19 protein-coding genes and 1 riboswitch are annotated in these 20,671 nt (G+C 72.1%); of the genes, 7 read left to right on the top strand and 12 right to left on the bottom strand.

All coding sequences use genetic code 11. From position 1 onward, the window contains the following. Nucleotides 1-34: 34 nt before the first annotated feature. Together ABD299_RS01795 and ABD299_RS01790 are read left to right on the top strand one after the other, a co-directional pair. Nucleotides 35-2,179: a HelD family protein gene (locus tag ABD299_RS01795; RefSeq protein ID WP_425581230.1), complete on the top strand. Its 2,145-nt coding sequence runs from the start codon at nucleotides 35-37 to the stop codon at nucleotides 2,177-2,179. Between the two features lie 248 nt (nucleotides 2,180-2,427). Continuing rightward, a complete protein-coding gene (locus ABD299_RS01790; protein WP_344258226.1) occupies nucleotides 2,428-2,997 on the top strand; it encodes a Rossmann-fold NAD(P)-binding domain-containing protein in 570 nt (189 codons plus the stop codon). 26 nt (nucleotides 2,998-3,023) lie between these two features. On the opposite strand, the gene ABD299_RS01785 is transcribed toward ABD299_RS01790, so the two are convergent. Continuing rightward, nucleotides 3,024-3,758 carry a copper homeostasis protein CutC gene (locus tag ABD299_RS01785; protein WP_344258225.1) on the bottom strand — a complete coding sequence of 245 codons (735 nt, stop codon included), beginning with the start codon at nucleotides 3,756-3,758 and terminating at the stop codon, nucleotides 3,024-3,026. A gap of 136 nt (nucleotides 3,759-3,894) precedes the next feature. Here ABD299_RS01785 and ABD299_RS01780 point away from each other — a divergent pair, with 136 nt between their 5' ends. Then, complete coding sequence (locus tag ABD299_RS01780) at nucleotides 3,895-4,614, top strand: HD domain-containing protein (RefSeq protein ID WP_344258223.1); 720 nt, start codon at nucleotides 3,895-3,897, stop codon at nucleotides 4,612-4,614. A gap of 30 nt (nucleotides 4,615-4,644) precedes the next feature. Here ABD299_RS01780 and ABD299_RS01775 read toward each other — a convergent pair whose 3' ends face one another. Beyond that, nucleotides 4,645-4,926, bottom strand: coding sequence for a DUF4031 domain-containing protein (locus ABD299_RS01775; protein ID WP_344258222.1), 282 nt, complete (start codon nucleotides 4,924-4,926; stop codon nucleotides 4,645-4,647). Then, a complete protein-coding gene (locus ABD299_RS01770) occupies nucleotides 4,923-5,291 on the bottom strand; it encodes a hypothetical protein (RefSeq protein WP_344258220.1) in 369 nt (122 codons plus the stop codon). Before ABD299_RS01770 ends, ABD299_RS01775 begins: the two co-directional genes overlap by 4 nt. Before the next feature lie 94 nt (nucleotides 5,292-5,385). Between ABD299_RS01770 and ABD299_RS01765 the strand changes: the two genes are divergently transcribed. Then, nucleotides 5,386-6,330 (top strand): MurR/RpiR family transcriptional regulator, encoded by a 945-nt coding sequence (locus tag ABD299_RS01765; RefSeq protein WP_344258219.1) that lies wholly within the window; start codon nucleotides 5,386-5,388, stop codon nucleotides 6,328-6,330. Nucleotides 6,331-6,375: 45 nt separating this feature from the next. Continuing rightward, nucleotides 6,376-7,320 carry an N-acetylmuramic acid 6-phosphate etherase gene (gene murQ / locus ABD299_RS01760; RefSeq protein WP_344258217.1) on the top strand — a complete coding sequence of 315 codons (945 nt, stop codon included), beginning with the start codon at nucleotides 6,376-6,378 and terminating at the stop codon, nucleotides 7,318-7,320. Nucleotides 7,321-7,362: 42 nt separating this feature from the next. Here the strand turns inward: murQ and ABD299_RS01755 are convergent, their stop codons facing one another. The 6 genes from ABD299_RS01755 to thrC all read right to left on the bottom strand — a co-directional run bounded on the left by ABD299_RS01755 (nucleotide 7,363) and on the right by thrC (nucleotide 14,753). Then, a complete protein-coding gene (locus ABD299_RS01755) occupies nucleotides 7,363-10,086 on the bottom strand; it encodes a MinD/ParA family ATP-binding protein (RefSeq protein WP_344258216.1) in 2,724 nt (907 codons plus the stop codon). A gap of 8 nt (nucleotides 10,087-10,094) precedes the next feature. Continuing rightward, a complete protein-coding gene (locus ABD299_RS01750; protein ID WP_344258214.1) occupies nucleotides 10,095-10,511 on the bottom strand; it encodes a hypothetical protein in 417 nt (138 codons plus the stop codon). A 157-nt stretch (nucleotides 10,512-10,668) separates the two neighbouring features. Beyond that, nucleotides 10,669-12,297 carry a chaperonin GroEL gene (groL, locus tag ABD299_RS01745; RefSeq protein ID WP_344258213.1) on the bottom strand — a complete coding sequence of 543 codons (1,629 nt, stop codon included), beginning with the start codon at nucleotides 12,295-12,297 and terminating at the stop codon, nucleotides 10,669-10,671. A 268-nt stretch (nucleotides 12,298-12,565) separates the two neighbouring features. Continuing rightward, nucleotides 12,566-12,769, bottom strand: a complete 204-nt coding sequence (locus tag ABD299_RS01740) for a cold-shock protein (RefSeq protein WP_037653356.1) — start codon at nucleotides 12,767-12,769, stop codon at nucleotides 12,566-12,568. Nucleotides 12,770-13,203: 434 nt separating this feature from the next. Further along, a complete protein-coding gene (locus ABD299_RS01735) occupies nucleotides 13,204-13,479 on the bottom strand; it encodes a MoaD/ThiS family protein (RefSeq protein ID WP_344258212.1) in 276 nt (91 codons plus the stop codon). Next, nucleotides 13,476-14,753: a threonine synthase gene (gene thrC / locus ABD299_RS01730; protein WP_344258211.1), complete on the bottom strand. Its 1,278-nt coding sequence runs from the start codon at nucleotides 14,751-14,753 to the stop codon at nucleotides 13,476-13,478. Before thrC ends, ABD299_RS01735 begins: the two co-directional genes overlap by 4 nt. An 18-nt stretch (nucleotides 14,754-14,771) precedes the next feature. Next, nucleotides 14,772-14,915, bottom strand: a riboswitch (SAM riboswitch). Between the two features lie 123 nt (nucleotides 14,916-15,038). On the opposite strand from thrC, the gene ABD299_RS01725 reads away from it, so the two are divergent. Beyond that, entirely contained in the window at nucleotides 15,039-16,127 is a 1,089-nt protein-coding gene (locus ABD299_RS01725; protein WP_344258210.1) for a glucosyl-3-phosphoglycerate synthase, read from the top strand. Further along, on the top strand, nucleotides 16,117-17,607 hold the full coding sequence (locus tag ABD299_RS01720) for an alpha,alpha-trehalose-phosphate synthase (UDP-forming) (RefSeq protein WP_344258209.1): 1,491 nt from the start codon (nucleotides 16,117-16,119) through the stop codon (nucleotides 17,605-17,607). Before ABD299_RS01725 ends, ABD299_RS01720 begins: the two co-directional genes overlap by 11 nt. A gap of 68 nt (nucleotides 17,608-17,675) precedes the next feature. Here the strand turns inward: ABD299_RS01720 and ABD299_RS01715 are convergent, their stop codons facing one another. From ABD299_RS01715 to ABD299_RS01705, 3 genes are all read right to left on the bottom strand, one after another. Then, nucleotides 17,676-19,337, bottom strand: coding sequence for a catalase (locus ABD299_RS01715; RefSeq protein ID WP_344258207.1), 1,662 nt, complete (start codon nucleotides 19,335-19,337; stop codon nucleotides 17,676-17,678). A 187-nt stretch (nucleotides 19,338-19,524) separates the two neighbouring features. Next, nucleotides 19,525-20,355: a trehalose-phosphatase gene (otsB, locus tag ABD299_RS01710; RefSeq protein ID WP_344258206.1), complete on the bottom strand. Its 831-nt coding sequence runs from the start codon at nucleotides 20,353-20,355 to the stop codon at nucleotides 19,525-19,527. 10 nt (nucleotides 20,356-20,365) lie between these two features. Next, on the bottom strand, nucleotides 20,366-20,584 hold the full coding sequence (locus ABD299_RS01705) for a DUF3263 domain-containing protein (RefSeq protein ID WP_344258302.1): 219 nt from the start codon (nucleotides 20,582-20,584) through the stop codon (nucleotides 20,366-20,368). Between the last annotated feature and the right edge of the window lie 87 nt (nucleotides 20,585-20,671).

The following is a 20,671-nucleotide window of genomic DNA, read 5'->3' as shown; positions in this document are numbered from 1 at the left end:
GACCGCAGCTGCGCACCCCGCCCGGAGGCAACCCGTGTCCGCCCCTGCCCGCTCCTCCGACGACCCCGCCCGTCCGGCGCCCGGAGCGCCCGCCGACGGCCCGACGGCCCTCGCGCCCCCGGACTCCGGCCCGCTCGCCGCGGAACGCGCCCACCTGGCGGCCTCCCGCGCCGCGCTGCGGGCCATGCGGGCCGACGCGGAGGCGCTGGACCTCTCGGACGCGGCGGCCAACTGGGTCACCGCCGAGACGCTGCGCGCCGATGTGCGCAGGCGCATCGCCTCGCTGGCCGATCTGTCCGGCACCCCGCTGTTCTTCGGCCGGCTCGACTTCGCGCGCCCGGTCGACGGCGACGGGGAGTACGGCACCCGCTTCTACATCGGCCGGCGGCACGTCCACGACGCCGGCGGCGATCCGATGGTGATCGACTGGCGCGCGCCGGTCTCCCAGCCGTTCTACCGCGCCTCGAAGAAGGACCCGCTAGGCGTCGTGCTGCGCCGGCGTTTCGGCTACGACGGCGGGGAGCTGACCGCCTACGAGGACGAGCGGCTGTCCGATCCCGGCGAGGAGGAACGCGTCAGCGCCCTGCTCCGGCGGGAGATCGAGCGGCCGCGCGTCGGCCCCATGCGGGACATCGTGGCGACCATCCAGCCCGAGCAGGACGAGATCGTGCGCGCCGGGCTGGCGGGCACGGTGTGCGTGCAGGGCGCGCCGGGCACCGGGAAGACCGCGGTCGGGCTGCACCGGGTGGCGTATCTGCTGTACGCGCACCGCGAGCGGCTGGCCCGCAGCGGCACTCTGGTCGTCGGCCCCAACCGGTCCTTCCTGCGCTACATCGAGCAGGTGCTGCCGGCGCTGGGTGAGCTGGAGGTGAAGCAGGCCACCGTCGGCGAGCTGGTGGCCCATGTCGAGGTGCGGGGCACCGACTCCCCGGCGGCGGCCACGGTCAAGGGCGACGCCCGGATGGCCCGGGTGCTGCGCCGGGCGCTGCGGTCGGGGGTGCGCGTGCCGGAAGGACCTGAGGAGGGTGTGACGGTCGTGCGCGGCTCCCGCAGGTGGCGGATCCCGGCCCATGAGATCGCGGAGACCGTCCGGGAGCTGCTGGCCCGGGACATCCGCTACGGCGCCGCGCGGGAGGCCCTGCCGCAGCGGATCGCGCACGCGGTGCTGGTGCGCATGGAGCGTTCCGGCGAGGCTCCGGACGACCGGGTGCAGGCGGCGGTGGCCCGCAGCGCGCCGGTGAAGGCGGCCGTGAAGGAGATCTGGCCGCAGGTGGACCCGGTGAAGCTGGTGCTGCGGCTGCTGTCGGACGCCGCCTTCCTGGCGGAGCACGCCGAGGGTCTGCTGACGCCGGAGGAGCAGCGCGCGGTGCTCTGGGAGCGCCCCCCGCGCGGGGTGAAGTCGGCCCGGTGGTCGGCGGCGGACGCGGTGCTGATCGACGAGGCCCGGGATCTGGTGGAGCGGACCGGTTCGCTGGGGCACGTGGTGCTGGACGAGGCGCAGGATCTCTCCCCGATGCAGTACCGGGCCGTGGGCCGGCGCTGCGGCACCGGTTCGGCGACGGTGCTCGGGGACCTCGCGCAGGGAACCACTCCGTGGGCCGCGCGGAGCTGGGAGGCGGCCCTGTCCCATCTGGGGAAGCCGGACGCGGTGGTGGAGGAGCTGACCACCGGGTTCCGGGTGCCGCGCGAGGTGATCGACTACGCCTCCCGGCTGCTTCCGGCCATCGCTCCCGGCCTGTCCCCGGCCGGGTCGGTCCGGGAGGCGGCCGGGTCGCTGCGGGTGCGGCGGGTTCCCGGCGCCGGACTGGGCGGCGAGGTGGCGGCGGCCTGCCGGGAAGCGCTGGGGAGGGAGGGATCGACGGGGCTGATCGCGGCGGACGAGCGGGTTCCCGTGCTGGCCGGGGCGCTGGGGGCGGCGGGCCTGGACTGGCTGGCCCCGGGCGAGGAGACCTCCGCGCGGTGCCGGCTGACGCTGGTGCCGGCGTCGCTGGCGAAGGGCCTGGAGTACGACTGGGTGGTGCTGGAGGAGCCGGCCGCGGTGGTCGCCGGGGAGCCGGACCGGCGTACCGGGCTGCGGCGCCTGTACGTGGCGCTGACCCGGGCCGTCTCCGGCCTGACCGTCGTGCACGCGGAGTCTCTCCCCGCAGAGCTGGACTCACCGTCCGCGAGCCGTGGATAACGGCCGGATCGCGCCGTTTCGGCGGACCGGTGTCACCCGGACGGGTGTGGCCGAGGTGTAGAGCGGGCCCGGGTGAGCAGATTGCTTCCGGCAGCTCCACCGCCGGGTCACCGGCGGCTCCTCCGTTGACAGGTCCGGGAGGACGAACGGGCGGCCGGGACACATGGCACGTGTCCGGCCGCCCGCACCACCGCGGGCGGATCGTCCTGTTCGTGACGGTCCGGCAGCTTCCGCCCTAGGCTGGGAGCATGACTTCCCAGACGGCATCTCCCGCGCTGGTGGTGGGCGGCACCGGCATGCTCTCCGGCCTGGTGCACGAGCTGACCGCACGCGGCCATTCCACGACGGTGGTGGCCCGGGACGCGACCCGGCTGCAGCAGGTGGCCGCGGCCGCGCCGGGTCCCGGAGCGGTGACCCCGGTGCAGGCGCACTACGCGCTGCGCGAGTCGCTGCGGACGGGGCTGGACAGCGCCGTCCAGCAGTGGGGACCGTACGGCGTGGCCGTGCTGTGGGTCCGCACGGCGCACCGGGAGAGCGTCCAGGAGGAGGTGTCGCCCCGGCTGGCGGACCGCGCGCTCGTCGTGGACGTGCTCGGCAGCGGGACGCGCGACCCGCGCGAGCTGCAGCCGCGTCGGCCGGAGCCCTTCGACCGGCCGGAGGTGACCTACCGCCGAGCGGTTCTCGGGTTCACCGACGGCCCCGCGGGCACCCGCTGGCTCACCGACGGAGAGATCTGCCAGGGGGTGCTGGACACCCTGGACTCCCCCGAGGAGATGCGCGTCGTCGGCCGGGTCAACCCCTGGCACGAACATCCCTGACCCGCCCCGGCAGCCGGCCCCGCCGGTCAGGCGGTCGCCGTCAGCGGGGTCCCCGGCACCGGCGCGTCCAGCGCGTCGCGCCACAGCCGGACCGATGCCTCGTCGACCGGTCCGGCCCAGCCCGCCGGGCGGGCCGCGCCGCCGATGTGGAAGCCGTCGATGCCCGCGGCCCGCAAGGGTGCCACATGCTCCAGGCGCAGGCCGCCGCCCGCCATGATCCGCGGGGCGTAGCCGGGGTCGCGGGCCGCCGCGCGGGCCGCCTCGGCGGCCAGCACCACGAGTCCGTCGTCCACCCCGTGCGGGGAGCCCGCGGTGAGGTAGGTGTCCAGTCCGCTCACGCCGTCGAGCTGTTTGCGCAGCCCGTCGCGGTCGGCGGCGCGGTCGATGGCCCGGTGGAACGTCCACCGGCAGCCGGGAACCGCGCCGGTCAGTGCGGTGACGGCCGGCAGGTCCGGGCGGCCGGACTCGTCGAGGAATCCCAGCACGAACTCCTCGGCCCCCTCGGCGCGCAGCCCTCGCGCGGCCGCGCACAGGTCCTCCAGCGCGGCCGGCCCGCCGGCCGCGAAGCCGGCCGCGGCACGCAGCATGACGCGCAGCGGCAGGTCCACGGCGGCCCGCACCCGGGCGAACGTCTCCCGGGCCGGGGTCAGCCCGTCGGCGGCCATGTCGGCCACCAGTTCGAGGCGGTCCGCCCCTCCGTCCCGCGCGGCGACGGCGTCCTCGCCGCTGAGAGCGATCACCTCAAGAAGTGGTCTAGACATATCGCGAAGCCTGTCACACCCCCACGCACCGAGGGAAGGTCCGGACCAGCGGGAACCGGAGGGCAGACGCCCCGGCGACGCTCCACGACGGCTCGGACTCCCGCATCCGGGTGACCCCCGGCGTCACAATGGGGACATGCCGGAACCGGAGCCGTCCACCGCGCCCGCCCACGACCCCGCCGCCCTGCGCCCGCCCTCCCCCGCAGGCCCGCCGCCGGACCCGGGCGCGCTGCTGCGCCGCTTCACCGGCCTGCTGGAACGAGCCCACGACGGCAGCCGGGCCGACGCCGAGGCCGTCGGCAGGGAACTGCTCGACCGCTGGGCAGAGCCGCACCGCCACTACCACACCACCGAGCACCTCAGCGCGGTGCTCGCCCGGCTCGACGAACTGGCCGCGGTGCCGCTGGACCCGGTGGCGGTGGAACTCGCCGCCTGGTTCCACGACGCGGTCCACGACCCGTCCGGCTCCCGGAACGAGGAGAACAGCGCCCATCTCGCCGAGCGGCTGCTGGCGGAGGCGGGCGTCCCCGAGCCGTGCCGCGCGGAGACGGCCCGGCTGGTCCGGCTCACCGCGGGACACGACCCCGCCCCCGGCGACACCAGCGGCGAGACTCTGTGCGACGCCGATCTCGCCGTCCTGGCGGGCCCTCCGTCCGCCTACGCGGCCTACGCGGCGGCGGTACGCCGGGAGTACGGCTTCGTGCCCCAGGACGCCTTCCGGGAGGGCCGGGCGGCGGTGCTGAGGCGGCTGCTCGAACGGCCCGCCCTCTACCGCACCCCCCACGGCCGGGAGCACTGGGAGGCCACCGCCCGCTACAACGTCGCCGGCGAACTGGACCTGCTGACCGGGACCTGACGGCGTACCGGCGGGGCACCCCGACCGCTCTCAGGCGCGACCGCCCGGGCCGCCGGGCCGCTTGCGGCGGCGCAGCCCGGCCGCGTGCAGGCGACACACGAGGGTCCTGGTGTCCGCCGGTACCGCGCCCCTGCGCAGAGCCTCGGCGTGACGCTCGGCGGGAACGTCGTAGTGGTCGCCGTCGAAGGCCCCCGGCGGGCAGCCCAGGCCGGCGGCGAAGGCGTGCAGTTCCCCGTAGGAGCGGTCGCTGATCAGATGGGACCACAGCCGGCCGTGCCCCGGCCACATCGGCGGGTCGATGTACACGGTCACGCGCCGCGCACCCCTCCCAGCCCTCCGAGCGGCGCCACGGTGCGACCCGTGACATCGCAGACCCAGTGCGGATCGGCCCCCAGCTCCGGTTCCACACCCAGGGTGTGCTCCTCGGTGTCCTCGCACAGCTCGCAGCCCGGCCACCGGACACCCCGGTCCAGCAGGGCGTCCTGCACGTCCTGGGCGATCAGACCGGGCACGAAGGCGGCACCCTGCGGCCACTGACCCGACCACCAGCGACGGTGGGCGACGGCGTCCTCCAGCACGGAGACCTCCTCCGGCCCGGCCTTCGACTCCGCGGCCAGGTCGGCCAGCACCGCCGCCCTGCCCAGGCCGACGGCCTCTTCCGGGGAGCGCTCTTCCATACCTCCATTGGACCAGAACCCGGGCACCACCGGGCGTGCCCGATACCTTGACGGGAAGAGCCGTGGAAAATACCTTCCAGCTGTGAGGAACGCTATGAAGGAAAATTTCGTCCGGCGCGGAGGCCGTCTGCGCCCCGCGCCCGTCGCGCCCCGGCCGGCGCCCCCCGAGCCGGGTGCGCTCGCCGCCAAGGTGCGCACCATGGCCCCCTCCATGACCCGCTCGATGCAGCGCGTGGCCGAGACGGTGGCCCAGGACCCGGCGGGCTGCGCCGCCCTGACCGTCACGGGGCTGGCCGAGCGGACCGGCACCAGCGAGGCCACCGTCGTGCGCACCGCCCGGCTGCTGGGGTACCCCGGCTACCGGGACCTGCGGCTCGCGCTCGCCGGGCTGGCGGCCCAGCAGGCGTCCGGTGCCGCGCCCGCCGTCACCGCCGACATATCCGTCGACGACCCGATCAGCGAGGTGGTGGCCAAGCTCGCCCAGGACGAGCGGCAGACGCTCACCGACACCGCGCAGGCCCTGGACCTGGGCCAGCTGGAGGCCACCGTCGACGCGGTGGCCACGGCCCGCCGCATCGACGTCTACGGCATCGGCGCCTCCTCCCTGGTCGCCCAGGACCTGGCGCAGAAGCTGCTGCGGATCGGCCTGGTGGCCCACGCGCACGCCGACCCGCACCTGGCCGTCACGACCGCGGTCCAGCTCCAGGCGGGCGATGTGGCCATCGCCATCACCCACTCCGGCCGCACCGTGGACGTCATCGAGCCGCTCCAGGCGGCCTTCGACCACGGCGCGACGACGGTGGCCGTCACCGGCCGGCCGGACGGGGAGGTGACCCAGTACGCCGATCACGTGCTGACCACCTCCACCGCCCGCGAGAGCGAGCTGCGGCCCGCGGCGATGTCCAGCCGCACCAGCCAGCTGCTCGTCGTCGACTGCCTGTTCATCGGTGTCGCGCAGCGCACCTTCGAGACCGCCGCGCCCGCCCTGCACGCCAGTTACGAGGCACTGGCCCACCGCCACTCCCCCCGCGAGCGCTGACCCGCCCCCTGACACCCGCCCGAACCGGAGAGAGCCGCTCCCGTCATGTCCAGCACTCCGCCCTCCACTCCTTACGGTCCTCTTCAGGAGCAGCTCGCCCATCTCACCACCGAGGCCTACCGACCCGAACTCGCCGAGATCGACCGGCTGCCGACCCTCGACATCGCCCGGCTGATGAACACCGAGGACGCGGGGGTTCCCACCGCGGTCGCCGCCCAGCTGCCGAGGATCGCGGCGGCGATCGACGGCGTGGCCGAGCGGATGGCGCGCGGCGGACGGCTGATCTACCAGGGCGCCGGCACGGCCGGACGGCTCGGCGTCCTGGACGCCAGCGAGTGCCCACCGACGTTCAACACCCGCCCGGAGGACGTGGTGGGCCGGGTCGCCGGCGGGCCCTCGGCACTGGTGTCGGCGGTGGAGGGCGCCGAGGACAGCAAGGAGCTGGCCGCCGCCGATCTGGAGCGGCTGCGCGTCACGGGGGACGACGTCGTGGTCGGCGTCTCGGCCTCCGGCCGCACCCCGTACGCGGTCGGCGCGGTGGAGCACGCCCGCCGCCGCGGGGCGCTGACCATCGGACTGGCCTGCAACGCCGGTTCGCCGCTGGCGGCCGCCGCCGATCACGGCATCGAGGTGGTCACCGGGCCCGAGCTGATCGCGGGGTCCACCCGGCTGAAGGCGGGCACCGCCCAGAAGCTGGTGCTCAACATGATCTCGACGATCAGCATGATCCGGCTGGGCAAGACCTACGGCAATCTGATGGTCGACGTGCGGGCCTCCAACGACAAGCTCCGGGCCCGCTCCCGGCGCATCGTGAGGCTGGCCACCGGCGCGCCGCCGGATGCCGTCGAGGCGGCGCTGGACGCCACCGGCGGCGAGGTGAAGAACGCCATCCTCACCATCCTGGGCGAGGTGGACCCGCAGACCGCGGACCGGCTGCTGACGGAGTCCCGCGGCCACCTGCGCGCGGCCCTCACCACCGCCCGCGGGTGACCGGCGGTCCCGGGCGGTGCGCCGGGGCGGCCGTTCCCGAGGTCAGCGCCAGAGCACCCGCGCCCGGCGTTCGCTTCCGAACCCCAGGCCGTGCCGGTAGATCTCGGGCACCCAGTAACGCCCGTCATCACCGCGTGTGAAGACTCCCGAGCGCACAAGGAATTCCGCCTGATCGGTATCCAACCCCACATCCGCCAGCGGGAACGGCACGGTCACCGTCCCGCCGTACTGCCGCATGTGAGTGAGTAGTGCCCCCACTTCCGGGTTCTCCTGACGAATTTCGTCGATCTTGTTCGTCGAGCACTCCAGTAGTGCCCGCCGCATGGCCGCGGGCGTGAGAACCCGGTCCGGCCAGCCCTTCTGCTGCGCGGAGAGCCGTGCCGCTTCGCCAAGGAAGACCACGACGTCCCGCGCCTGCACCTGGCCTTGAAAGTCACCGAGCGCCGCCGGCACCCACAGGTGGGAACGGGCTTCCTTCGACGTCTCGGTCCCCAGTTTCCTGCCCCACAGGGCGGTCAGGGCGGTGACCAACTCGTCGTAGGAAAGGTCCGTGACGGCTTTCGCCGGCTGGTCGAGAGCTTCGGCGCGGACCGCGACCCACAGAGCCAGTCGCAGCGCTTCCTGCTCGTCCCAGCGCAAAGCATACGAATCGTACCGATGCAGCAGCTGGCCAGTGTTCTGATGGACAGCACGCCCTACAAGATCCCTGCGAACGAAGACGATGAGTCCGAGTGGCCGACCGCGCAGAGAGCGCAACCATCCGAGGACATCCACCAGCAGCACGCGAAGGGCTGTCTGTTTTACCTTCGTGTCGAGTGTCTGGAAGACGTCCTCAAGGCCGTCCACCACAAAGACCACCTGCTGTCGACGCCCGAGTTCCATGAGCGCTTCTTCCGGGTCCGTCACTTGCTCCGCGGACAGCCCGGCAGCCCCCGCCAGACATCTCAGCCAGAGCTTGCGCCAGCCGACGGCGTCTTCTTCTCCCAGTTCCGCCACACCGCGAGTCAGACGGTCACGGATGGCGAAGCCGTTCTCCGCCACGGCACCGTCACGTTCACGCGCGAACGCATCCCGCAGATCCTGGGGAGTCACGTCATCCTGGCGAAGGGCCGTGGGCTCCAGAACAGGAACGATTGGGGCATCCAGCCCCACCCCCGTGACCTCCGACCGCCGGGCGAACTCCGACCAGGTCCGTGCGGCACAGAGAGTGACGAAGGTGAAAGTCTTGCCCGACCCTTTGGCTCCGGTGACCAAGGCCACGGGTAGTTCCGTGCGATGTTCGCTGAGGAGGTTTCGGATCGGGCCGGTCACCAGGAAGCCGCTGGCTGAGGAGAGCCCTTCACTCTCGGCATAGGTGAGTCGGCGTGCGGTTCGTGCCAGGTCGCCCCTGAGGGCGTCGATGTCCCGCTCCCCGCTTGTCGTACGAGGGGGTCTGCCTCGGTCGATCGTGGGGAGAACCGGCTGGAGCACCCCCTTGAGCGAGGCACGCTCCACAGCTGCCAGAACGGAGTTCCACCCGGGAGGGAGAGCGAGCAGTTCCTCCCTGAACGGGCTCTTGACCGCGGTGATGAGCACATCGGTGTCGATATCCCGGGCGTCCCGGTTCCGGTCCGCGCCCGAGGTCCCGGCAGCCGGCAGCAGACTGCCAAGAGCGCGCCCCAACAGGTTCTGCGCTTCGGTCACCTGCTCTCCATGGGCGTCCTGCCGGTACTGGGTGATGACCACGCTGCTTTCCGGGTCGAGACCTCGGCGTCCCGGTGAACGGCGCCCGAGTTGCCGGACAAACTCGCACGTCCCCGTCAGCGACTGATCACTCAGTGTCGTGACAAAGACGCGCTGAACACGCCGGTCGAGCAGGACGGGCGCCGACAGCTCCGATGCCCCAGCCCGGAGGTCCATCACTACGACTTGGACACCGATACGGGCCGCGAGAGCCGCCAGGGCATCGGTGAGAAAATACGAGGACCGCGAGGGGCCGAGAAGATCAGCGGGTTCAATGCGCGGAGGCCCCAGAGTCACCCTGCGGCTGGCAGGGAGCACCGTGATCGAACCCGGCCCCGGGTAGTGTCCGGCTTCTTGATTCGGAAGGTAGCGAGCGGCGATCTCCACAGCGCCCTCCGGCCCTCCTTCCTCACCATGAAGGAGGGCCAAAAAGTCCTCGTAGCTGAAATCGAGCTGCCCTCCCTGTGAACGATGCATCCAGGTGATACCGGGTGCCTCCAGATCGGCATCCACAAGGAGCACCGAAGCCCCCTGCCCAGCCAGCGCATCGGCCGCGGCCACGGCGTGCACCGTCCTCCCCACCCCGCCCTTGAAGGAGTGGAAGGCCATGAGTTGAACATCAGCAGCAAAACCATCCACCTCCGGTGCCGGTAGCGGTTCAGCGAGGAAAGGCGTGATGTGCTTCTCCCTCAGCCTCGGTTCCCGCCGCGGCTTTCTCATCTCGTCATCGACGCACAGAGAAATCGGCAAACCAGTCGGCTGCGGCGTTCGCGGGTCATCCAGTCGCAGTATCGGATGGCTGCCATCGGTGACCACAGACCCCGGGCCGAACACCGCGTTGAGCCAGGAGTGGACCTCTGCAGGCTCTGTCGCGGGCCGGACGACAAGTTCGAGCCCGTCCCACCAGGCGTCTGCCCCCAGAAGCCACTGGGGCCATTGCACAGCCGCTTCCGCCAGCCGGGCGAGATGCTCATCCACATCCACCCAGGTGAACAGGTGCTCGGGGGGCGGCACCTCATCCGCTTGCGTCCGTTCTCCCACCATGCGCCCCTTCAGTCCTTCTCACGCCAAGAGATCAGCTCTCGCAGAAGGGCGACCACAGCCCGTTCCGCCCGCGGGTCCAGCTTCGCACCATATCTCCACGCCTGGTGAAGCTCTTTGAAGGCAATGTCCCCCTGCCCCTGACATCTCAGTCTGCAGCCGTCGAGGTCCGACAGTCGCCGCCACACGGACGCAGGCAGTTTCAGCTCCTTGGCCATCTTCCTCAGGTCATGGCCGTACGAGGCCACCGCCTCGGTACTGCGCCCGCCGCAGCGGACCAGCAAACGCTCTTTCAGCCCGCACTCTGTCGCGTAGAAGAGAAGAAGGAAGGAGGTGGCTCCGTCTCCCTCTTCCAGTACGAGCCCCGCATCCCTGTTCAGCCGCTCCCGACTGCTGCGCAATGCGGCCCGCCCCACGTGCAAAACCATGGGGCCATGGTGCCACTCACACCGTTCCGGTGTGGCCACCTCCCGTGCAGGCAGAAGCCACCCGCCCAAACTGAGGCGACGCCGACGGGCGGCGCCCCCTGATGGGGGCGCCGCCCGTGGCGGTGCTCGGTGGCGCCGGCCTCCGACCTCGGTGAGGTCAGAAGTCCATGCCGCCGCCCATGCCGCCGGTCGGGTCCGCGGCGCCGGCCGCGGCCTTCTCCGGCTTGTCGGCGATGACGGCCTCGGTGGTGAGGAAGAGCGCCGCGATGGAGGCGGCGTTCTGCAGCGCGGAGCGCGTCACCTTGGCGGGGTCGATGATGCCCTCGGCGAGCATGTCGACGTAGTCGCCGGTCGCGGCGTTCAGGCCGTGCCCCGGGGTCAGGTTGCGGACCTTCTCCACGACGACGCCGCCCTCGAGACCGGCGTTGACCGCGATCTGCTTGAGCGGGGCCTCCAGGGCCAGCTTCACGGCGGCGGCACCGGTGGCCTCGTCACCGTCCAGGTCCAGCTTCTCGAAGACCGAGGAAGCCTGCAGCAGGGCCACGCCACCACCGGCGACGATGCCCTCCTCGACGGCGGCCTTGGCGTTGCGCACCGCGTCCTCGATGCGGTGCTTGCGCTCCTTCAGCTCCACCTCGGTGGCGGCACCGGCCTTGATGACGGCCACGCCGCCGGCCAGCTTGGCGAGGCGCTCCTGGAGCTTCTCGCGGTCGTAGTCCGAGTCGGAGTTCTCGATCTCGGCGCGGATCTGGTTGACCCGGCCCTGGACCTGGTCGCTGTCGCCGGCACCGTCGACGATGGTGGTCTCGTCCTTGGTGATGACGACCTTGCGGGCACGGCCCAGCAGGTCCAGCGAGGCGCTCTCCAGCTTGAGGCCGACCTCCTCGGAGATGACCTGGCCACCGGTGAGGATGGCGATGTCGCCGAGCATGGCCTTGCGGCGGTCACCGAAGCCGGGGGCCTTGACGGCCACGGACTTGAAGGTGCCGCGGATCTTGTTGACGACGAGCGTGGACAGCGCCTCGCCCTCGACGTCCTCGGCGATGATCAGCAGGGGCTTGCCCGACTGCATGACCTTCTCCAGCAGCGGGAGCAGGTCCTTGACGTTGCTGATCTTGGAGTTGGCGATGAGGATGTAGGGGTCCTCGAGCTCCGCCTCCATGCGCTCCATGTCGGTGGCGAAGTAGGCCGAGATGTAGCCCTTGTCGAAGCGCATGCCCTCGGTGAGCTCGAGCTCGAGCCCGAAGGTCTGCGACTCCTCGACGGTGATGACGCCTTCCTTGCCGACCTTGTCCATCGCCTCGGCGATCAGCTCGCCGATCTGGGTGTCGCCGGCGGAGATGGAGGCGGTGGAGGCGATCTGCTCCTTGGTCTCGACCTCCTTGGCCTGGCCGAGCAGGGCCTCGGAGACCTGCTCCACGGCGGCCTCGATGCCACGCTTCAGCGCCATCGGGTTGGCACCCGCGGCGACGTTGCGCAGGCCCTCGCGGACCAGCGCCTGGGCCAGGACGGTCGCCGTCGTCGTGCCGTCACCGGCGACGTCGTCGGTCTTCTTGGCGACCTCCTTGACCAGCTCGGCGCCGATCTTCTCGTAGGAGTCCTCGAGCTCGATCTCCTTGGCGATGGAGACGCCGTCGTTGGTGATCGTGGGGGCGCCCCACTTCTTCTCCAGCACGACGTTGCGGCCCTTGGGGCCGAGCGTGACCTTGACAGCGTCGGCGAGCTGGTTCATCCCGCGCTCAAGGCCGCGCCGCGCCTCCTCGTCGAACGCGATGATCTTGGCCATTGAAGTGGTCCTCCCAGAGACAGGGGTGGATTGCTCCGGACCGCGCTGGCGCCCGCGACGGACGGCCCGCGAGCCGGACGAGTCCTTCCCCGCCCTGCACCGCCGGCCTCACCGAACCGGTCCTGTCTGTCACTCTCACCCTCAGAGTGCTAACCCATGATTAGCACTCCCCGGGTGAGAGTGCAAGCCGCCCCGGCGGCCGGACACGCGGCAGGGCCCGCACCACCCGGGTGCGGGCCCTGCCGATGACTGCGGTGCGGCCGGTGCGTCAGACTGCCACCCGGACCATGTCGGCCTGGGGACCCTTCTGCCCCTGCGAGATCTCGAACTCGACCCGCTGACCCTCTTCCAGGGTGCGGTAGCCGTCCATCTGGATCGCGCTGTAGTGGACGAAGACATCCGCACCACCGTCGACCGCGATGAAGCCGTATCCCTTCTCCGCGTTGAACCACTTGACGGTGCCCTGAGCCATTCCTTACTCCCCTATTGCTGGCCCTTTCACGAGTGCCGCACTCCGCGGACCCGGGTCAGCCCTCAGACCCACCCCCGAGCCGGCTGGAGGGGGTGTGCGCCGGAACGCGTCGACCGCCGCTGAATGTATCTGGACGGACGCCGAGTGCAACAGGTCATACCGACGAGAAATCTGACGGGCACGAAGGGTGCATAATGCGCAAATTATGTGAAGGTTGAATCTTTCAGGCGGGCCGAACTTCGCCAAACCGGCAAATCGGCGCATGCGCGAGCGCGAAAAAGTGTCGCGAAATGATGGGGCGATGACGCGAGTGCGTGGGGGATGCCCCCACTCTAGCGCCCTCCCCGGACGCCCCGGACCCCGGGCACCACAACGCCCCGGACCCGTCGCGGGGCCCGGGGCGTTCCGGGATGCGGCGCGGTGCGCGGCGGGTGTCAGCCCCCCGCCACCGCCGGGATGATCGACACTCCGGCACCGTCCGGAGTCGGTGTGTCCAGGCCGTCTGCGAACCGGACGTCGTCATCGTTCACGTAGACATTGACGAACCGGCGCAGCTTGCCGGTGTCGTCCAGCACCCGGGCGCCGATCCCCTGGTGGTTCTTCTCCAGGTCCGTGAGGACCTCGGAGAGCGTCGCGCCCTCGGCCGTGACCTCGGCCCGGCCGTCGGTGTACGCGCGCAGAATGGTCGGGATCCGGACAGTGACGCTCATGCCAGGCCAGCCTCTCGGAAGGAATCCAGGTTCGGACGGATGACCGCGGACGGCCCGCTGGTGGGAGCCACCGCGTCCAGGGTCTTCAGGCCGTCCCCGGTGTTGAGGACGACGGTGGTCAGCGAGGGGTCCAGCGCCCCGGAGGCGATCAGCTTCCGCGTCACGCCGAGGGTCACCCCGCCGGCCGTCTCCGCGAAGATGCCCTCGGTGCGGGCCAGCAGCTTGATGGAGTCCACGACCTGCTCGTCGGTGACGTCCTCCACGGCGCCCCCGGTGCGCCGGGCGATGTCCAGCACGTAGGGGCCGTCCGCCGGGTTGCCGATGGCCAGGGACTTGGCGATGGTGTCCGGACGCACCGGGCGGACCACGTCGTGGCCCGCCTTGAACGCCTGCGAGACCGGCGAGCAGCCCTCCGCCTGGGCGCCGAAGATCCGGTAGGGGCGGTCCTCGACCAGCCCGGTGGCGATCAGCTCCTTGAGCCCCTTGTCGATCTTCGTCAGCTGGGAGCCGGAGGCGATCGGGATCACCAGCTGGTCGGGCAGCCGCCAGCCGAGCTGCTCGCAGATCTCGTAGGCGAGCGTCTTGGACCCCTCCGCGTAGTACGGGCGGAGGTTGACGTTGACGAAGCCCCAGCCCTCGCCGGCCGGGTCGCCGATGAGTTCGCTGCAGAACCGGTTGACGTCGTCGTAGGTGCCCTCGATGGCGACCAGGTCACCGCCGTAGACGGCGGCCATCACGACCTTGCCCTGCTCCAGGTCGTGCGGGATGAACACGCACGAGCGCAGCCCCGCCCGGGCGGCGGCGGCCCCGACGGCGCCCGCGAGGTTGCCCGTGGACGAGCAGGACAGCGTGGTGAAGCCGAAGGCCCGGGCGGCCTCCACGGCGTTGGCCACCACGCGGTCCTTGAAGGAGTGCGTCGGGTTGGCCGAGTCGTCCTTGACGTACAGGCCGCCGGTCACGCCGAGCTCGGCGGCCAGCCGGTCCGCCTTCACCAGCGGGGTCCAGCCGGGGTTCATGTTGGGCTTGTCCGCCACGTCGGCGGGGACCGGCAGCAGCGGGGCGTAGCGCCAGATGTTCGCGGGGCCGGCCTCGATGCGGCGGCGCAGACCCTCGGGGTCGGAGACCGGCAGGTCGTAGGCGATCTCCAGCGGGCCGAAACAGGACGTACAGGCGAAGACCGGGCCGAGCGCCGTGCGCTGCCCGCATTCGCGGCAGGACAGCGCCGCGGCGGGGCCGAGGTCGATCGAGGTGCCGGAGGCTGTGAGAACAGACATGGGTGCGAGGCCTTCTTCTCCTCATCTTCCCCGTGACGGCTCTCGCCACGGGACGGAATTGGCACCTTCAGCCGCCGGGAGCCTCGCGTCTTCACGCACGAGACCGGCGGGAGGGTTGCCGGGGCTTCAACGGGCCGTTCCCTCTGCCCCTCTGGATGAGCTCTCTTCGGTTGTCGGCTCCGGGCCCCCGAGATGCGGGGGTCACCTGAGCTGTTCGAGACTGTAACGGACGGCCCGGAGAATATCCCGGTCCGTCCGATCCGCGAGACACCGGGAGCCCTATCCGTGCTGGAAGACGCCAAGCGGTGGCTGGACCGCCGTTCCTGGGCAGCGGCCGACCGGCCGCTGCCGGACCTGCTGGCGGCCAAGCGGGCCGCGGGGCCCGCGGGCAGCATCAGCGTGGTGCTGCCCGCGCTCAACGAGGAGGCCACCGTCGGGACGATCGTGGAGAAGCTGCGCCGCGAGCTGATGGACGCGGTGCCGCTGATCGACGAGCTGATGGTGATCGACTCCGGCTCCACCGACCGCACCTCCGAGGTGGCCGCGGCGGCCGGGGCCAAGGTCGTCCACCGCGACGAGATCCTGCCGCGGCTGCCCGCCGTGCCGGGCAAGGGCGAGGTGCTGTGGCGCTCGCTGCTGGCGGCCGACGGCGAGATCGTCTGTTTCGTCGACGCCGACCTGCGGGACTTCGACTGCCGCTTCGTCTCCGGCATTCTCGGGCCGCTGCTGACCGAGCCGGAGGTGCAGCTGGTCAAGGCGATGTACGACCGGCCGCTGGGCGAGAACCCGTCCGGCGCCCGGCAGGGCGGCCGTGTCACGGAGCTGGTGGCGCGCCCGCTGCTGAACCTGCACTGGCCGCAGCTCGCCGGCGTGGTGCAGCCGCTGGGCGGTGAGTACGCGGCGCGGCGCGCCCTGCTGGAGCGGCTGCCCTTCCCGGTCGGTTACGGGGTGGAGCTGGGGCTGCTGGTGGACACCCTGCACGTCGCCGGGCTGGACGCGGTCGCCCAGGTGGACGTGGGGGTGCGCCGGCACCGGAACCAGGACGGGCAGGCACTGGGCCGGATGGCGGCCGCGATACTGCGCACCGCCGAGCGGCGGCTGCCGCGCCCCGGCATCGGCCGGCCGGCCGGACTCACCCAGTTCGAGCGGACCCCGGACGGCGGTTTCGCCCCTCGCACTCACCCGATAGACACCTCCGAGCGCCCGCCGATGATCAGCGTTCCCGAGTACGCCGCCCGGCGCGGCACCGGGGTGACGGCCGGGCTCGGGGGCGACGGCGACGGGGCCGGCCCGCCCGGCGGGGTGATCGACGCCATGCCCGGACAGACGTTTGACTCACCGCGCAGCTGGCAAAGCTCCGCGCATGGTCGCTGAGTCCCCCGAGCCCCAGCAGTCCCGGCCGCCCCGCGCGGAGATCCTCGTGGCCTCCAACCGGGGACCGGTCAGCCACACCCTCCGGGACGACGGCTCGCTGGCCGTCCGGCGCGGCGGCGGGGGGCTGGTCTCCGGGCTGAGCGCACTGGGCCCCGGAGCGGGGACCTGGGTCTGCGCGGCGCTGAACGAGGCCGACCGTCAGGCCGCCCGGCGCCGGCCCGGCGGGCTGCTGGACCCGGCGGACACCGCGGGCCAGACGGTGCGGATGCTCGACATCCCCGCCGAGACGTTCGAGGCGGCGTACAACGGTGTCGCGAACTCGGCGCTGTGGTTCGTGCACCACCTGCTCTACCAGACTCCGCTCGAACCGGCGTTCGATACCGAGTTCGAGAAGCAGTGGGCGCATTACGAGGAGTACAACGCCGCCTTCGCCCGGGCGCTGGCCGAGGAGGCCGCCCCCGGAGCACGGGTGCTCGTGCAGGACTATCACCTCGCCCTCGTGCCCGGACTGCTCCGCGAGCTGAGGCCGGACCTGCGCATCGGCCACTTCTCGCACACCCCCTGGGCGCCACCGGACTTCTTCCGGATGCTGCCCGGCCATGCCGCCCGCGCGGTACTGCGCGGCATCCTGGGCGCCGACCGGGCCGCGTTCCTCACCCGGCGCTGGGCACGGTCGTTCGCCGACTGCTGCGCGGAGGTGCTGGGTGCCGAGGTCTCCGGCGACGCGATCGTCCTGGAGGGCCGCCGGGTGAGCACCGGCGTGCACGGTCTGGGCGCGGACGCCGGTTTCCTGCGCGAACGCGCCGCGCGCGAGGACGTGGACGAGCGGCTGGCCGCGCTGCGCGAGCAGATCGGCACCGCCCCCGACGGCACCCCCCGGCGCACGGTGGTGCGGGTGGACCGCACGGAGCTGTCCAAGAACATCGTCCGGGGCCTGCTGGCCTACCGGCGGCTGCTGGCGGACCACCCCGAGTGGCACCGCCGGGTGGTGCACGTCGCCTTCGCCTATCCGTCCCGGCAGGACCTGGAGGTCTACCGCTCCTACACCGCCGAGGTGTCCCGGGTGGCCGGCGCGGTCAACGCGGAGTTCGGCACCGCGGGCTGGACGCCGGTGGTGCTGCACGTCAAGGACGACTTCGCCCGCTCGCTGGCGGCCTACCGGCTGGCAGACGTGGCGCTGGTCAATCCGATCCGGGACGGCATGAACCTGGTGGCCAAGGAGGTGCCGGTGGTCTCGGAGTCCGGCTGCGCCCTGGTCCTGTCCCGGGAGGCGGGGGCCTGCGCCGAGCTCGGCGAGGACGCCCTGGTGGTCAACCCCTACGACATCACCGACACGGCGCGCGCGCTGCACGACGGGCTCACCATGCCGCCCGAGGAGCGCGCGGCGCGCAGCGAGCGTCTGGCGGCGGCCGCCACCGCGCTGCCCCCGCGGCAGTGGTTCCTGGACCAGCTCACCGCCCTGGACAGCGGACCGAGCTGACCGCCACCGCGCGGAAACGGCCGGGTCACCGGAGATCTCCGGTGGCCCGGCCGTGCGGTGCGCGCCGCTCAGCGGGTGACGACGTGGCGCTCGTCGGGTACGCAGTGCGTCATGGTCAGTCCCTCGACGTCCCGCGGCGGGTTCTTGCCGAGCTGCCCGAGCCGCCGCCGGTCCTCCTCGGTGAGGTCCTGGGACGCCAGCGGCTCCAGGTGGGCGACGTCCTCGGGGCTGATGCCGAGACCCCGGCCCACGCGCAGGCCGAGATCGTTCTCCACCAGCAGGAAGTGCCAGACCATGCGCTCCTGGACGGGCCGGTCGCACTCGGAGAGCAGATCGGTGAAGTTCTTCACCAGGTCGTCGCGCTCCCAGTCCTCCATCAGCAGGTAGCGCTGGCCGGCCTGCAGGTAGTCGTTGGTGCGCGGGATGCGCTTGCGGGTGAGCCGGCCGCGGATCTCCGGCCCCTGGTCGTCACTGGTGGGATAGTCGGCTTCGCGCAGCCCGCCGGTGATCGACGGCTCGTAGTTGACCTCCGGGTTGTGGCGGCCACCGCCGTCCACGTTGTAGGTCATCTGGCCGTCGCGCTGGTTGGTGTACACCTCCGCGTTCTTGGCCCGGTTGACGGGAAGCTGGAGGTAGTTGGGCCCGACCCGGTAGCGCTGGGTGTCGCTGTAGGAGAACGTGCGTCCCACCAGCATCTTGTCGTCGGAGAAGTCCAGGCCGTCCACCAGCACACCGGTGCCGAAGGAGATCTGCTCGTTCTCCGCGAAGTAGTTGTCCACCGTGCGGTCCAGGACCATCCGGCCGACCGGCTTGGGCGGGAACTCCTGCTCCGGCCAGGTCTTGGTGTCGTCCAGCGGGTCGAAGTCCAGCTCGGGGTGGTCGTGGTCGTCCATCATCTGGACGAGCAGCTCCCACTCCGGGAAGTCCCCGCGGCCGATCGCCTCGTAGAGGTCCTTGGTGGCGTGCCCGAGCTCCCCGGCCTGGACGTTCGCGGCGTCCTCCTCGGTCATCGACCGCACGCCCTGCTTGGGCATCCAGTGGTACTTGACCAGCTTGGTGCGGCCGTCGGCGTCGACCCACTTGTAGGTGTTGACGCCGAAGCCCTGCATGTGGCGGTAGTCCGCCGGGATGCCCCGCGGGCTGAACAGGTTCACGAGCATGTGCATGCTCTCCGGGGTCTGCGACATGAAGTCGAAGATCCGGTTCGGCTTCTGCTCGTGCGAGACGGGGTCGGGCTTGAGGGAGTGGATGACGTCGGGGAACTTGATGGCGTCCCGGATGAAGAAGACACCCAGGTTGTTGCCGACCAGGTCCCAGTTGCCGTCCTCGGTGTAGAACTTCACCGCGAAGCCGCGCGGGTCGCGGGCGGCCTCGGAGGAGTCACGGCCGCCGATGACGGTGGAGAACCGTACGGCCACGTCGGTCCGCCTGCCGCGCTCCTGGAAGAGCTTCGCCCGGGTGTACCGGCTGATGGGCTCGTCCCCCCAGGTCCCGTACGCCTCGAAGTACCCGTAGGTGGTCACACCGCGGGCGTGCACCACCCGCTCGGGGATGCGCTCCCGGTCGAAGTGGCTGATCTTCTCCAGGAACTGGTAGTTCTCCAGGGTCGCCGGGCCGCGCGCGCCGACCGTGCGCTGGTTCTGGTTGTCGTAGACGGGATGGCCTTGCCGATTGGTCAGCACGGGCCGCTCGTCGCCCGATGCCGGACCCTTGCTCGAGACATCCGTCATGGTCCTGGCTCCTTGGTGGTGCTGGGGGGTGGGTGGGCAGACCACACACGTACCCCCCATACCGCTCCGAAACCCGCCAATCGGTCCTCATCCGCCCGAACGCCCGCGGACCTCCCCCGGGCGGACCGCCGGCTGCCCGACGCTCGGTGGCACGGGCGAAGAGGTACCCGCGGCGGCAGACGGCGGGTCAGCGGTCCAGGGCGTCGGCCAGGGCGGCCAGCAGGGCGACCACTCCGGCCGGGCCGTCGACCGTGAGGTCGGTGTGCTCGGCCAGTTCGGCGACCTCCGTGCTGCCGCTGCACACCCGCAGCCCGGCCACGCCCGAGCCGCGGAGTCTGCCGACCGCGTCGAAGGCCGCCAGGTCCCCCAGGTCGTCCCCCGCGTACAGCACGCAGGAGGCACCCGACTCGTGGACCAGGCCGGTGAGCGCGGCGCCCTTGTCGCTGCCCGGAGGGCGCAGCTCCAGCACGAACCGGCCGGGTTCCAGGGCCAGTCCCCGCCGCTCGGCGAGGGCCGCCATCGGCTCGCGCAGCGCCGAGAAGGCGCCCGCCGGGTCCGGGGAGCGCCGGGTGTGCACGGCCAGGGCGCCACCCTTGTCCTCCAGGAACGCCCCGGGGGCGGTGCGCGCGATCAGGTCCGGCAGCTCGCTGCGCAGCGCCTCGACACCCGGGTGCGGCGGCGGCTTGCGGAGCTTGCCGGTGGCGGCGTCCCAGCGCTCCGCGCCGTAGCCGCCCAGCACGGTGAGGCCGTCCAGACCGGGGGTCCGGTCGAACCCGCCCAGCCGCACGGCCACATCGGCCGCCCGGCCGGTGATCACCGCGAGCACGCCGATCCGCCCGGCGAGCCGGGCCAGCGCCGGAGCGGCGTCCGGGTGTGCGCGCGCCGCCTCGGGGTCGGGAACGATGGGGGCCAGAGTGCCGTCGAAGTCGAGGGCCACCAGGGCCTCGCGGGGCCGGTCCAGGAGCGCGGCCAGGCCGTCGCGGCCGGCCGGCGTCGTCGGTACGGGAAGATCGCCCATACCGGCGACCCTACCGGCGTTCCCGCCTGTTCCGCCGGACCCTTCTCAGCCGGTTCACGGTGACCGGATCGTGGGCCAGCGCCCGGGGATCGTCCAGCAGCGCGTTGAGCAGCTGGTAGTAACGGGTGGGCGAGATCCCCAGCCGCTCCCTGATCGCCCGCTCCTTGGCACCCGGGCCGGGCCAGCCGCGCCGCTCCACGGCGAGCACGGCCCGGTCCCGCTCCGGCAGCTCCGCCGCCGGGCCGCCGGCCGGTGCGTCCTCCGCCTGATCCGGGCCCGGCGGCCCGGACGGGTCAGGCTGAGCCGGAGCGGGCTG

Origin of the sequence: Streptomyces sodiiphilus (genome assembly GCF_039529215.1) — a bacterium.
Classification (GTDB): Bacteria; Actinomycetota; Actinomycetes; order Streptomycetales; family Streptomycetaceae; genus Streptomyces; species Streptomyces sodiiphilus.
The sequence above is the reverse complement of the archived record's forward strand: the minus strand, read 5'-3'. Positions and strand labels throughout refer to the sequence as shown.